Annotated in this window: 14 protein-coding genes; 7 read left to right on the forward strand and 7 right to left on the reverse strand. The window is 44.8% G+C overall.

What is annotated here, in order from left to right:
• Together RAC86_RS06540 and RAC86_RS06545 are read left to right on the forward strand one after the other, a co-directional pair.
• The coding region (locus RAC86_RS06540) for a hypothetical protein (RefSeq protein ID WP_377885445.1) at positions 1 to 91 on the forward strand (91 nt) is incomplete at its 5' end.
• 22 nt (positions 92 to 113) lie between these two features.
• On the forward strand, positions 114 to 1,178 hold the full coding sequence (locus tag RAC86_RS06545) for a DUF4352 domain-containing protein (RefSeq protein ID WP_003234750.1): 1,065 nt from the start codon (positions 114 to 116) through the stop codon (positions 1,176 to 1,178).
• Positions 1,179 to 1,216: 38 nt separating this feature from the next.
• On the opposite strand, the gene RAC86_RS06550 is transcribed toward RAC86_RS06545, so the two are convergent.
• From RAC86_RS06550 to natA, 3 genes are all read right to left on the reverse strand, one after another.
• Entirely contained in the window at positions 1,217 to 2,149 is a 933-nt protein-coding gene (locus tag RAC86_RS06550) for an aldo/keto reductase (protein WP_015715197.1), read from the reverse strand.
• Between the two features lie 135 nt (positions 2,150 to 2,284).
• Positions 2,285 to 3,445: a sodium ABC transporter permease NatB gene (gene natB, locus RAC86_RS06555; protein ID WP_021481867.1), complete on the reverse strand. Its 1,161-nt coding sequence runs from the start codon at positions 3,443 to 3,445 to the stop codon at positions 2,285 to 2,287.
• The gene (natA, locus tag RAC86_RS06560; RefSeq protein WP_015252894.1) at positions 3,446 to 4,186 is read right to left on the reverse strand and encodes a sodium ABC transporter ATP-binding protein NatA; all 741 of its coding nucleotides are present in this window, start codon (positions 4,184 to 4,186) and stop codon (positions 3,446 to 3,448) included.
• A gap of 143 nt (positions 4,187 to 4,329) precedes the next feature.
• On the opposite strand from natA, the gene natR reads away from it, so the two are divergent.
• Both natR and natK read left to right on the forward strand, forming a co-directional pair.
• The gene (natR, locus tag RAC86_RS06565) at positions 4,330 to 5,031 is read left to right on the forward strand and encodes a two-component system response regulator NatR (RefSeq protein ID WP_003234759.1); all 702 of its coding nucleotides are present in this window, start codon (positions 4,330 to 4,332) and stop codon (positions 5,029 to 5,031) included.
• 12 nt (positions 5,032 to 5,043) lie between these two features.
• Positions 5,044 to 6,000, forward strand: coding sequence for a two-component system sensor histidine kinase NatK (natK, locus tag RAC86_RS06570; RefSeq protein ID WP_230488372.1), 957 nt, complete (start codon positions 5,044 to 5,046; stop codon positions 5,998 to 6,000).
• Between the two features lie 39 nt (positions 6,001 to 6,039).
• On the opposite strand, the gene RAC86_RS06575 is transcribed toward natK, so the two are convergent.
• The gene (locus RAC86_RS06575) at positions 6,040 to 7,116 is read right to left on the reverse strand and encodes a helix-turn-helix domain-containing protein (RefSeq protein WP_003246276.1); all 1,077 of its coding nucleotides are present in this window, start codon (positions 7,114 to 7,116) and stop codon (positions 6,040 to 6,042) included.
• A 234-nt stretch (positions 7,117 to 7,350) separates the two neighbouring features.
• Between RAC86_RS06575 and RAC86_RS06580 the strand changes: the two genes are divergently transcribed.
• Entirely contained in the window at positions 7,351 to 7,734 is a 384-nt protein-coding gene (locus RAC86_RS06580; RefSeq protein ID WP_029317228.1) for an RDD family protein, read from the forward strand.
• 37 nt (positions 7,735 to 7,771) lie between these two features.
• Here RAC86_RS06580 and estA read toward each other — a convergent pair whose 3' ends face one another.
• Both estA and ansZ read right to left on the reverse strand, forming a co-directional pair.
• The gene (estA, locus tag RAC86_RS06585) at positions 7,772 to 8,410 is read right to left on the reverse strand and encodes a lipase EstA (protein ID WP_003234767.1); all 639 of its coding nucleotides are present in this window, start codon (positions 8,408 to 8,410) and stop codon (positions 7,772 to 7,774) included.
• Between the two features lie 163 nt (positions 8,411 to 8,573).
• The gene (ansZ, locus tag RAC86_RS06590) at positions 8,574 to 9,701 is read right to left on the reverse strand and encodes an asparaginase AnsZ (protein WP_072175248.1); all 1,128 of its coding nucleotides are present in this window, start codon (positions 9,699 to 9,701) and stop codon (positions 8,574 to 8,576) included.
• Between the two features lie 216 nt (positions 9,702 to 9,917).
• Between ansZ and lmrA the strand changes: the two genes are divergently transcribed.
• Both lmrA and lmr(B) read left to right on the forward strand, forming a co-directional pair.
• Complete coding sequence (lmrA, locus tag RAC86_RS06595) at positions 9,918 to 10,484, forward strand: transcriptional regulator LmrA (RefSeq protein ID WP_014478725.1); 567 nt, start codon at positions 9,918 to 9,920, stop codon at positions 10,482 to 10,484.
• 38 nt (positions 10,485 to 10,522) lie between these two features.
• On the forward strand, positions 10,523 to 11,962 hold the full coding sequence (gene lmr(B), locus RAC86_RS06600) for a lincomycin efflux MFS transporter Lmr(B) (RefSeq protein WP_032728901.1): 1,440 nt from the start codon (positions 10,523 to 10,525) through the stop codon (positions 11,960 to 11,962).
• A 41-nt stretch (positions 11,963 to 12,003) separates the two neighbouring features.
• Here the strand turns inward: lmr(B) and RAC86_RS06605 are convergent, their stop codons facing one another.
• The gene (locus RAC86_RS06605) at positions 12,004 to 13,116 is read right to left on the reverse strand and encodes an aminotransferase class V-fold PLP-dependent enzyme (RefSeq protein WP_101172106.1); all 1,113 of its coding nucleotides are present in this window, start codon (positions 13,114 to 13,116) and stop codon (positions 12,004 to 12,006) included.
• Between the last annotated feature and the right edge of the window lie 68 nt (positions 13,117 to 13,184).

Consider the following 13,184-nt stretch of genomic DNA (forward strand, 5'->3'; position numbering starts at 1 on the left):
CCGTGAGAAAAGAACTGATTTTTTTGGTTATATGATGCTAATCCATTCAAAAAGATCCATTTCTCAAAGACAAAAGACTCCCCTTTCCTAAACCATTTGAGGAGGAAAAATGAATGTTTCAGAAAAAAACGTACGCTGTTTTCCTAATTCTTCTGCTGATGATGTTTACAGCTGCTTGTTCCGGCAGCAAAACAAGCGCGGAGAAGAAAGAATCAGAAACAGAAAAAAGCTCAGATATAGCTCAAGTCAAAATCAAGGATGTCTCTTACACACTTCCGTCTAAATATGATAAGTCCACTTCAGATGACCAGCTTGTGTTAAAAGTCAATGTCGCGGTGAAAAACACAGGAAAAGACCCGCTGAATGTAGACAGTATGGATTTCACATTGTATCAAGGTGATACCAAAATGTCTGACACAGACCCTGAAGACTATAGCGAAAAGCTTCAGGGCAGCACGATTAACGCTGACAAATCCGTTGAAGGAAATCTTTTCTTCGTTGTAGATAAAGGCAAGCAATACGAGCTTAACTATACGCCGGAATCTTACGGTGATAAAAAGCCAAAATCAGTTACTTTTAAAATTGACGGAAAAGACAAAAAAATCCTGGCGACGGCAGATAAGCTCCAAGATTCTGCAAAAGCGTTATCAGCTTATGTTGATGTCCTTCTTTTCGGCAAAGATAACGCCGATTTCGAAAAAATCACCGGCGCTAACAAAAATGAAATTGTAAATGATTTCAATGAATCAGCCAAAGACGGTTATCTCTCAGCTTCCGGCCTTTCCAGCACATATGCGGACAGCAAAGCGCTTGATAATATCGTGAACGGCATTAAAGAGGGATTAAGCAAAAACTCTTCCATTCAGGCAAAAACGACTTCAATCTCTAAAGACGAAGCAATTGTTGAAGCCACAGTTAAACCTGTAGATGCATCTTCTCTTTCAGACCGTATCGAAGACAAAGTGAAAGACTACTACAGTAAAAACTCTAGTGCCAGCTATGAAGAGGCAGTGAAATACGCGCTTCAAGTCTATCCTGAGGAATTCAAAAAGCTTGGACCTGCTTCATCTGAAAAAACAGTTGAAGTGAAAATGAAGAAAAATGACATCGACCAATGGCAGCTTGATATGGATGATTACAGAGCAGCAGAATTAGTCGAAGCATTCATCAAAGAATAAAACACCAAAAGGAAATAGCCTTGACGGCTATTTCCTTTTTATTTAAAAATGTCGCTGATGAAATTCACTTCGTCTTCGGTGAGTTCAATGTTCAAGGTTTTCAGGTTATCCTGTAATTGCTCAGGTCGTTTAGCTCCTGGAATAATGGCATCAATCGCCGGTCTCGTTAACAGCCACGCCAAGGCGACATGTGCCGTATCCGCTTGTTTTTCCTCCGCTACTGCTTTCAGCTTATCTACTTTTTTGAGATTGTGGATAAACGTTTCACCCTGAAATTGAGGTTTATCCTTTCTGAAGTCATCAAAGACTGTGTCTCGCGTGAATTTTCCTGTCAGCAGTCCGGACGCAAGCGGAAAGTAAGGAATAAAGGAGATGCCTTGTTTTTCACAGTATGGAAGAAGCTCTTTCTCGGCATCACGCTGTATGAGAGAATATTCGGCCTGGAAGACCTCCAAATAGCCATCAGCATTAAAATCCTGCAATTGCTGATAATCGAGGTTCGAAGCGCCGATTGCTTTGATTTTCCCCTCATCCTTCAACTCTTTCAAAGTGCCCGCCACTTCAGCGAGAGGTGTTTTTCCATCCGGAAAGTGAACATAATACAAATCAATGTAATCTGTTTTCAGCCGCTTCAGGCTCTTCTCGACCTCGCTGCGAAGAAACTCCCGGCTATTGTCTAATTCAATGCTGCCGTCCACTTCTTTATGAGCTCCTTTGGTGGAGATGATGAGCTCATTCCGCACGCCGCGTTCCTGTACGACTTCGCCGATTAATTCTTCAGATCTCCCCAATCCATATATAAAGGCGGTATCGATAAAATTGACGCCGCCATCCAATGCCGTGCGCACTAAATCCTTCCCTGTTTCATCATTTAGATTTGGAAATAGATTATGCCCGCCGACCGCATTCGCGCCGAATCCGATCCGCTTCACCTTCAGCTTCGTTTTGCCGAGTGTACGTGTTTGATCCATTGTTCCTTCTCCTTTGAAACCAATTTTGATGAAAAATAGTGCAGGGTCACTTTTTGTATTAGATATCCTTTTTCTATTTTCCTTCTTTTTTCAGGATATACAAAAAGGAGAAAGTGTATTTCTCCTTTCGCAAGTTTATTTTGGGAGAACCCATTTGTCTTTCAGGAAGCAGGCTCTGGCTAGTAAAAAGAAGATGGCGATGAGCACGGCGATGGTTCCTGACGTAGACAAAATGGCAGCCGGGTCAACCATCCCGAATAAAAGCTGTTTAAATAACGCATGCAGGTTCAGAAACGGGATGAGAAAGTATGATAAGTCAAATTGGTTCGGTGCCTTGCTGAAGATGAAAAACATCGGGAACACAGGCAGAAAGACGACGAGAGACATATAGCTTTGCGCTTCTTTTACCGAGCTGGACATGATGCTGATGAAAAGCTCCATCGCAGATATCAGCAATGCAGAGAGCACAATGATTAAGGCTGAAGCGCCGATTACACTCCACATATGATCTCCCAGCTGGAAGGCCGTTTTTAAATTTTCGGTAAATAACACGGTGGACAAGATCAAAAACACCAAAGCCAATACACCTGAAGCCACGGCAAAAGTGGAAACCGCAAGCCACTTGCCGACCAGCACTTTGTTTCTGCTGACTGGCGTTAATAACAGCGCCTCGATTGACTTTCGGTCCTTTTCACCGGCCATGATATCAAGAGCGATCGGCATTGCGCCGGAAACAATGGAAGTCAGAATCAGCATGGGCAGAATGGCGGAAAGCATAATAGCGGAAGTCCCTTTCTCCTCATCCGCTTCCTTTTGCTGAATTGTAAACGGCTGGATCACCGATTGATCAATATGCTTATTTGTTAAACGTTGCTGCACAATTTCATTTTTGTACTGATCTAAGGCAGACTGCACAAGCTGCATGGCATTTGACGACCCTTGATCGATTGAATTGCCGTAAACATCAACCTTAAAAGGTGTCATGCTGTTGACATATGAGTCGAACTCTTTCGGGACGTTCAGATAGGCATCTGCTTTTCCTTCATCAACTGCCTCTTCAGGCTTTGCAAATGTTTTTACGCTGATTTCGTCAATCTCATTAAGCTTGCTTTCCAGTGCGGGCGGAAGCGAATGGCCGACAGCCAGCGTGTACTGCTCCCCTTTGTCGGACAGCATGCTTTCATAAAAGAAGACAAGTCCAAGCATCATAATCATCGGCACTAAGATTGTGAGTAATATCGTTTTTCTGTCGCGCAAAGCGTCGATCATTTCTTTTTTATAAATATGGCTCAGCATTTAAGAAATCCCCCTGACAAGCTTAGACATAAAGATGTAATTCAAATCCTCACTGCGCTCGCTCTCGTATAGTGATTCAAGTGCCCCTCGGTAAATCACCTCTCCGCTGTGAATCATGATGACACTGTCACAGAGCGCCTGCACTTCCTCCATAATGTGGCTGGAGAAAAGAATCGTTTTTTGTTCTCTTTTCAGCTGCTGTATAAATTCGCGGAAGATGTTACTTGACGTAATATCAAGCCCAGTTGTCGGCTCATCAAATAAAATGATGTCCGGATCGTGAATCAGCGCTCTGGCAATGGCGACTTTCTGCCTCATGCCTTTCGAAAACCCGCCCACTCTCCGGTTCATATAATCGCGCATGCCGAACCGTTTCGATAAATCTTCTATTCTTGCTTTGATCTCGTGGCGGTTCAGCCCATACAGCCTGCCGAAGTATTGGAGATTTTCTTTAGCGGTCATCCTGTCGTAAAGCCCGGTTTCTCCTCCGAATAAGACACCGATTCTTTTTTTGACTTCAGCCGGCTGCTTGACCGTGTCAAAGCCGTCTACTGTGATTACACCCTGTGATGGTTCAAGCAAGGAAGCAATCATTCTCAGCATCGTCGTTTTGCCGGCACCGTTTTCTCCGAGAATGCCGACGACTTCTCCTTTTTCAATTGTTAAGCTTACATCTCGCACCGCTTTGACTACTTTTTTCTTATCCTGAAACCTGCGGCTGCAATCGGTCAGTGTAATCATGTCACAATCTCCCTTATCTTTATTTCTAGTAATGACTATATACGAAAAGCTGGATTAGTTGGATAAAGTTGTCGCGAAGAGTTCTTTTTATGTCGCGAAATGGGATAGAATAAAGATGATTCTATGTAACTAGGGGAATGATAATGGTAAAAGTCGGACTTGTAGATGATTATCGAGTAGATTTAGAGAAGCTGGAAGCGATCGTGTCCAGAATGCAGGACGTCGAAATTGTCTTTTCCACCGATTCAGCGAAGGAAGCCTACAGGCGGGTAAAGAACGGAGACATTGATCTTCTGCTTGCCGATATCGAGATGCCCCATATGTCTGGCTACGAGCTTGCTGATTTGATCAAATCCCATTCACTTGATGTGGATGTGATTTTTGTTACCGGTCACGGCGGTTATGCGGTTCACGCCTTTGACCTAAATGTCCATGATTATATTATGAAGCCGTACTATGCCGACCGTCTGGCCGCTTCCTTCGACCGCTACTTGAAAAAGAAAACGGAAACGAGTTTGAATGGGCGTATATTGATAAAGCAAAAGTCTGAAATGCACGTCCTGCAAAAGAAGGATATTATTTTCGCAGAACGGACGGGACGTTCGACGACGATTGTGACAACCGCCGAAGAGGTGCAAACGTATCAAACATTAAATGATATTAAAGGCGACCTGCCCGAAAAAGATTTTCTTCGTTCGCATCGTTCCTTTATTATCAACATTCATTACATAAAGCATTTTTCCGCTTATACCAAGCATTCATTCACAGTTTCCTTTGAGGGAACGTCTAAAAAAGCGATGATCACCAAGCAGCAGCTTGATTATTTTCAAAACTACTACTTTTGAGGAGTTCAGAACGTGATTACCCTTTTTCAATGTCTTTATCTGGTTTTATTTAGTTTCATATGTTATCAGGGAGCTGCTGCTTTTTCACACAGCACAGCCGTCTCTTGGCTCACCGCTGTTTTAGGCGCAGCTGCTGCAGGATTGTACATTTGGAATACGAAGCGGGTGTGGAAACACTGTTCCTCAGGGCTTTGTGCATGGATTGCCGTGATTCAAGTGATGTCGGCGGGAGTGGTGCTGATCGGCACAGACATCATGCAGGCATTATGTGTAATCGCGATATTTGCAGGGTGTGAAGGGCTCCGTATCGGACAGTCTGCTTTACAGGCAAGGCTTTCTGATCAAATTGATAAGCTGACTCAAGCTGAACAGCACGCCAATCAAATGCTGATTGATGTCAGAAGCCGGAATCATGACACAATGAAACATATCACTGCAATCAAATCAGCTCAGCCCAAGGCAGATACACAAGCATATATTCAAAACTGGGCGGATCAATTCAGTCAATATGACCGTTTTTTGAAAGGAGAGAACGCGTACGTTGCAGGGGTGCTTTATGATTTTTTAGAAAAAGCCCGCGCCTCGAATGTGAGTGTTTCGCTGCATATGCATACACCGCTTTCTTCCCTTCCGTTTTCGCCTGCTGATCAGGTCAGCTTGGTCGGCAACATATTAGAAAATGCGCTCGACAGCGCAGCGGAGACCCGAGAAAAAGCAGAGATTAAACTGGAGACTTCACTGCGCAGCGGACTTTATGTACTGACTTGTGAAAACAGCACTCCCGGGATGGACCCAAAAGTGCTCGATACAATTTATCAAGCGTTTGGCTGCTCAACGAAAAACGGCGCTCATGAAGGCATGGGCACATATATCATTCAAAAACTGGTGAAGGGCGCTTTTGGCAGGCTGGATTTTACCTACCGCCACCCCATCTTCCGGTTAGAAATCAAAATTCCGTTTCAGAAATAAAAAAACCTTGAAAAGCCCGGCTTTTCAAGGTTTTTTTCATTATGAGGATAACGCTTGGGCAAAACGATCTGCTTCATCTTGCAGCGTGCTTTCAATTTCTTTGTAACGGCTGGAAATCGTTGATGCGCTGACGCCGTATTTTTTCGCCAGTTTAGCTTGAGAAACGGACGCGCCGTTAAGAGAAATCGCGTTTACATAATATTCAACTGCCGCCGCAAAAGCTTCCGGCTTTCTGATGACAGGTGATTTTTTCTCGCAGAATGTTTTCCAGATGTCAATAACAGCTGGGATCAATTCAGTCGGATACTCTTCCCCGCTCATGCCTTCTTCAATAGCCGCAGCGGTTTCTTTCTCCAAGTCGTTTGCCCACTCAACAGTGCTTACTTCCGCTTTCTCTGCTTGTGGCTCTTCATCTTTCTCAGCTAACAACGCGAACAGAACGTTGTTGAATTCCTGCTTCATGAAGTCCTCCGGCGTTTTGCCGTCCTTCACAGCGGCATCCGCATATTTCTTCACCTTGCTGATCAGCGCTTCTGTTCTCTTCACCGGGAAGATCGTGAACTGCATGAAGAATTCTGCTTTTTCCGCTTCGTGGATTGGGTATCCAAGAATCAGGCTTCCCACTGGAGGAAGGTCTTGATTGCTGGCGTCCATTTCCACTTCGAATTGTTTTGCCGTAATGACATCTTCAAAGTGAATGATGCCTTCCTTCAGGTCCTTCAGCAGCAATAAAGCAGGCGTCATGCTCTGCCATGATTCTACGATCTCACGCGTTTTCGGACGAGTGATCGAATCGCCTTTTTTCTGAAGGTACTCTTCGAAGATTGTCTTCTCACCAGCAAGCGGGTGGAAGAAGATTCCCCAGATTCCTAAGTTAAATACGCTGATGTCTTTCGTCTGTCTGTCCATAGCAGAAAGAAAATCATGCTGGTTGATAAAGCCTGAAATGCTTTCTCTATGTACTGTGAAGGCATACTCCACTAAGTCTTCCTGAATTTGTTTCGCTTCTTTTGCCGCTAGTTCCGCCGGGAAGTCGACAACTTTACTTCCGCAGCATTTTTTATATTTCTTGCCGCTGCCGCATGGGCAAGGGGCATTTCGTTTCACTTTTCCCACAATAAACCCTCCGAATTCTGTTGTAACTTTTCTATTTTAACAAAAATAACTTCTGAGGGCTTGGTTTCGGGCTAAAAAAGAATTTGGTAATGTGATAAGCTGGCTGATTATGCCAATTTACCTATGACATTTTCACCAACTTTTGTGATTTAAGGCTTATCACCTATTCCCACTTTAGGCCCTTCTTTTTTACAATCATTAGGTGTTTATTTAACATTTTAAGGAGTGTTTCTATTGGAACTAGCTGGTTTCATGCTGCGCGCCTGCGCTCTTTTACTTGATGTAATCATTGCCGCAGCAGTGATTTTGGCAGCCGGATTTACGTTTGGCGATGGGTCCGCCGGTGTCATTATTGTCGCCATATTGATGCTGATTGTGTATCCTTTGCTGATGCCGCTGACAAATTGGAAGGGCACACTGGGCAAAAAAATCATCGGGCTGCAAATCGTGAGGGACGAAACACACGAGAAAATTTCTTTCCTACAGGCGATTGTCCGTTACATCATAGCGTGGGTGCATGTATTCTCCCGCCTGATCTATTTGACAGCCGCATTTACGAAGAAAAAACAAACCGTTCATGATATGGCGGCGAAAACCATTGTGCTGAAAGCAGAATAACCTTGAAGAATAGGACTCTTCAAGGTTATTTATCTCATTAGTTTGTATTCTGGCCCCCGCCGTTCAGCCCTTCTTTAATCAGGCTGTTGACTTGGCTGCTGTACAGAAGGCCGATGTGTCCAACGCCATGGATTTGAACGTTTCTAGCACCGTCTAATCTTGATAAATAATTCATGACAATCATATCGGCACTGCTGTAAATGGATGTGTATAAAATCTTTTGATTTGGATCTGTTCCCGGAAGCGCCTTGCCTGTCGTCAAACGGTTGGCGCCGCCAAGCGTCACGACGTTTTCAACTTTATTTCCGCCGTCCAGATTTTTTATGTAGTAAAGTGTGTTCGCGCCCCCCATACTGTGAGCGACAATATCCACTTTTTTCGCACCCGTTTCATCTAAAACCTTTTGCACAAATCGTGATAATACCGGGCCATTGTTATAATTTGTGCCTGTCTTGTCCCAAAAATCAACTGCATACAGCTTGTCCCGCGACCAGCCCTGAGATACGAGATAGCTCTTAATTCCCGCAAAATTGAATGATGCCCCTCCAATGCCGTGAACCATAACGACTGGATTGTGTTCAGCGGCTTTTACTGACGGCTGCAACGCAAACAGCGATGTAACAGACAGCATCAAAATTGTTACAAGTGCAATGATCCTTCTTTTTACAAATTTCATAATATCCTCCTTTTTTTGTAACAAATTCTCCAATTATATTACGTTACCAAATTAATTAAGTAAAGGGTAATTTTGGCTTATTTTTAAAGAAATTTTAAGATTCAGAGGTCATTATTGGTCCTAAAAAGCCAAAAAAAAAGAAGGCTTATTCGCCTTCTTTTCTTCAATACTCATTGAAATAAGCTTGGATTTTTTGAGGATCATTTGTTTTGGTAAGCGCAAGCATCAGCAACATCCGTGCTTTTTGGGGGTTTAAAGAGTTCGATGCCAGCAGGTCCTTTTCCGCATAGTCTTGGTTTGGTGTGACGACACCATTTCCCGTGCGGGTAGAGCGCACCACTGTGACGCCTTTTTTGACTGCGCTGTCCGCCCCTTTTTCGGCTGCGTCAGATAAAGACCCGTTCCCAGAACCGGCAAATACAATCCCCTTTGCTCCGGCTTTTACAGCAGCGTCAAACAGGTAGCTTCCGTCATTTTGGTATCCATAGATAATGTCAACCTGCGGCAGCTCATCAAGATTAGAAACCGAGAAATCCGTGTCCTTCGTATGCTTACGAGTAATCTCATTATTAAAATAGATATCATCTGCAATTGTTCCGACGAAGCCCATTTCTTCTGATTTAAATGTATCTGTTGTGGTTGTGTTTGTTTTGGTGACATATCGGGCTGAGGCAATCCGGTCGTTAAGAACAACAAGCGTCCCTTTCCCTTTTGCCTCAGGGGCACCTGCCACTTTCACTGCATTGTACAGGTTAGAAGGCCCATCAGCGCTGATGGCTGTGGAAGGTCTCATCGAACCGACAATAACAACCGGTTTATCACTTTTCACGGTAAGATTCAAAAAATAAGCGGTTTCCTCCAATGTATCTGTTCCATGAGTCACGACGATTCCGTCTACATCATCTGAAGCGAGCAAGTCGTTGATGCGTTTCGCCAGCTTCAGCAATATTTTATTATCAATATTTGTGCTGCCGACGTTAACAATCTGCTCGCCGCTGACGTTTGCAATGTCCTTCATTTCTGGAACTGCCTCGATCAGTGATTCAACGCCGACAACACCTGCTTTATATTCAGTTGTTGAGGTTTTCGATTGATCGGCACCAGCTATCGTGCCTCCTGTCGCTAAAATTCTGATATTCGGCAGATCCTTTTTTTCAGAGGCAGAAGCCGAAGAGACTTTTTGTGTCTGCGTTTTTTCTTTCGGGGATTCTTTTGTTTCAGGAGAATGTGAACATCCGGTAAAAACAAACAATAGTGCAGTAAAAAGTACGAGCATTCGTTGTTTTTTCATCTATTTCTCTCCTTACATCCATATGATGATTAATCATTGAACATTTTATCTATTCAGTCAAAAGATCAGTCAGCTTTTCTCTCAGTATTTTTTGTTGTCATATCCTTCTTTTTTTGTCTTTTCATACAATGAATTTTTCTTGACAATTGATGATTGAATCAAGATAATAGACCAGTCACTATATTTTTGATTGCAATTCAGTAAGGTGGGAATGTTATGAGTTATGGAGATTCCCGTGAGAAAATCCTTTCGGCAGCTACCCGGCTTTTTCAGCTGCAAGGGTATTACGGCACGGGGCTGAACCAGATTATAAAGGAAAGCGGCGCGCCTAAAGGCTCTCTTTACTACCACTTTCCCGGGGGTAAAGAACAGCTTGCGATCGAAGCCGTGAATGAGATGAAGGAGTATATCCGTCAGAAAATCGCGGACTGCATGGAATCCTACACCGATCCAGCGGAAGGCATTCAAGCCTTTTTGAAGGAGCTCTCCTGCCAGTTTTCATGTACGGAAGACATTGAAGGCTTGCCTGTGGGCTTGCTAGCGGCTGAGACGTCATTGAAAAGCGAACCGTTGCGCGAAGCCTGTCATGAAGCCTACAAAGAATGGGCCTCTGTATATGAGGAAAAACTGCGGCAGACTGGCTGCAGCGAGAGCCGTGCAAAAGAAGCCAGCACTGTGGTTAACGCGATGATTGAAGGCGGTATTCTTTTATCTTTGACGGCAAAAAACAGTACGCCGCTCCTTCATATCTCCAGCTGCATTCCTGACCTGCTGAAGAGATAAAAAAACGACATACTACATGCAGTTGATAGAGAGGGGAAATGATTTTGGAAACAACAGCTAAAGCATCTCAGCAATACAAAGTGATGCCGATTATGATTTCCTTGCTGTTGGCCGGTTTTATCGGCATGTTCAGTGAAACAGCACTGAATATTGCGTTAACCGACCTTATGAAGGAATTGAACATTACAGCGGCAACCGTCCAATGGTTAACGACGGGCTACCTGCTTGTACTCGGTATCCTTGTTCCTGTTTCAGGACTGCTGTTGCAGTGGTTCACAACAAGACAGCTTTTTACCGTGTCACTAATCTTTTCAATTATAGGAACCTTGATCGCGGCACTTGCGCCAAGCTTCCCGTTTTTATTGGCGGCAAGGATCGTTCAGGCACTTGGAACCGGTCTTTTACTGCCGCTGATGTTTAACACAATCTTGGTGATTTTCCCGCCTCATAAACGGGGCGCCGCAATGGGAACGATCGGGCTTGTCATTATGTTCGCGCCCGCCATCGGCCCGACTTTCTCAGGATTGGTTCTGGAGCATCTCAACTGGCACTGGATTTTCTGGATCTCTCTTCCATTCCTTGTGCTGGCGCTTGTTTTCGGTATCGCATATATGCAAAATGTATCTGAAACGACAAAGCCGAAAATCGATGTATTGTCTATCATCCTGTCGACGATTGGCTTCGGCGGCATTGTGTTCGGATTCAGCAACGCGGGTGAAGGCTCCGGGGGATGGTCCAGCCCGACTGTTATCGTGTCGCTGATTGTCGGCGTTGTCGGCCTTATCCTATTTTCAATCCGCCAGCTGACAATGAAGCAGCCGATGATGAACCTCCGTGCGTTCAAATACCCGATGTTTATTTTGGGTGTGATCATGGTGTTCATTTGTATGATGGTCATTCTGTCATCTATGCTGCTTCTGCCGATGTATCTGCAAGGCGGCTTAGTCCTGACTGCATTTGCATCTGGTCTTGTTCTCTTGCCGGGCGGTATTTTAAATGGATTTATGTCCCCTGTCACAGGCCGCTTGTTCGATAAATACGGGCCGAAATGGCTTGTCATTCCGGGATTTGTGATTGTCACCGTTGTACTATGGTTCTTCTCAAATGTCACGACCACTTCAACAGCTGTTCTGATTATCATCCTGCACACCTGCTTGATGATCGGGATTTCTATGATCATGATGCCTGCACAGACAAACGGTTTAAACCAACTGCCGCGCGAATTTTATCCAGACGGCACCGCCATTATGAACACGCTGCAGCAAATGGCCGGCGCTATCGGAACAGCGGTTGCGGTCAGCATTATGGCTGCAGGCCAGCATGATTATATGAGTACAGTCAAAAATCCTGCCGATCCGGCAGTCATCCCGCAAGCTTTGACAGCAGGCGTACAGCACGCATTTGTGTTTGCAATGATTGTTGCCATTATCGGTTTAATTGGCGCTTTCTTTATGAAGCGCGTGAAGGTAGATCATTAATATGAAAAGCCCCTGACTAGTTTTCAGGGGCTTTTTCATGTTTACTTGTGGATCGTTTTCGCCGCGATTTCATCAATCGCGTGCCGCATGTCCTCCTTCGTATTATAAAAATGGGGAGCGAGACGGATGACATTGTCCCGCGGCGCACAAATCACTTTTTTCTTCTTCAGCAACGCCGCCGTTTCCGATGCCCGCTCATCCCGGATCGCAACCATGCCCGGCTGAATCCCCTCTTGTCCCGCCGCCAGCTTCAGGCCTTTTTCAGCGGCATATTGAATTGCATCGACACAGATCGTTTTCACATGATCCCGGATATGAGAAACCCCAATATGATTCAGCAGCGATAAAGCCGCTACAGCTGCGGATACGCTGATAAAAGCTGGGGTGCCCGTTTGAAAACGGCGCGCGCCTTTCGCATAAGCCCCATCAAATCCGTTCTCTCTGCCGAACCAAGCTGATGCTTTCGGTTTCAGTGCGTCAGCCAGCTCCTTTCTCACATAAAGAAACGCCACACCCGGTATGCCGAGCAAATACTTCCGGGTGCCTGCCGCCAGCATATCTACGCCCCATTCCTTCACATCAATGGGAATATGCCCGGCTGATTGATAAGCATCTACAAACAATAAAGAGCCCTTTCTCTGAGAAATCTCGGCAATCGCTTTTATATCCTGAACATAGCCGTCACGATAATGAACGTGAGGAACACACGTCAGTACTGTTTCATCCGAAATATGCGTTTCATATTGTTCAAGCGGCAGCACGCCGTCTATTGATGGAATGACGGATACGGTATAATCGGAGTGTGCCTGCCAAACATGAGGCACCGCCGGAAAATCCATATCTGTATATACAACGTGCTTCTTTCCAAATGCAGTTAAGGACGATGCTACAGAAACCAGCGCATCAGAAACTGACGGCACAATCGCCACTTCATCCGGTTCAGCCCCGATCAGCTTTGCAAACTCGTTTCTCGCAAACTCTGTTTTTTCGATCGCTTCTTTCCAGTTCGTCCCCATATACAGCAGGCTGTCATGATAATCCTGGATCGCCCTTGATACAGGCTCTGCCAATGCGCTCTGAGAACAGCTGGCAAGCATCGTATGCGTCTGCAAGGTTGGGAATAACTGGCGATACTGCTGCGGCAAATGCTCCATTATGATTCACTCCTTTACATTATTTTGATGAAAAACCCATAAATAAACAATAGAATAAAAGAAAAAGG

Source organism: Bacillus sp. LR_5, from assembly GCF_042709275.1.

Bases quoted from the DNA above. Each gene is read 5' to 3' on its own strand.
- RAC86_RS06545 (WP_003234750.1), top strand. From the start codon at position 114: ATGTTTCAGAAAAAAACGTACGCTGTTTTCCTAATTCTTCTGCTGATG.
- ansZ (WP_072175248.1), bottom strand. From the start codon at position 9,701: ATGAAAAAACAACGAATGCTCGTACTTTTTACTGCACTATTGTTTGTT.
- natB (WP_021481867.1), bottom strand. From the start codon at position 3,445: ATGCTGAGCCATATTTATAAAAAAGAAATGATCGACGCTTTGCGCGAC.
- estA (WP_003234767.1), bottom strand. From the start codon at position 8,410: ATGAAATTTGTAAAAAGAAGGATCATTGCACTTGTAACAATTTTGATG.
- RAC86_RS06605 (WP_101172106.1), bottom strand. From the start codon at position 13,116: ATGGAGCATTTGCCGCAGCAGTATCGCCAGTTATTCCCAACCTTGCAG.
- natR (WP_003234759.1), top strand. From the start codon at position 4,330: ATGGTAAAAGTCGGACTTGTAGATGATTATCGAGTAGATTTAGAGAAG.
- lmrA (WP_014478725.1), top strand. From the start codon at position 9,918: ATGAGTTATGGAGATTCCCGTGAGAAAATCCTTTCGGCAGCTACCCGG.
- natA (WP_015252894.1), bottom strand. From the start codon at position 4,186: ATGATTACACTGACCGATTGCAGCCGCAGGTTTCAGGATAAGAAAAAA.
- RAC86_RS06550 (WP_015715197.1), bottom strand. From the start codon at position 2,149: ATGGATCAAACACGTACACTCGGCAAAACGAAGCTGAAGGTGAAGCGG.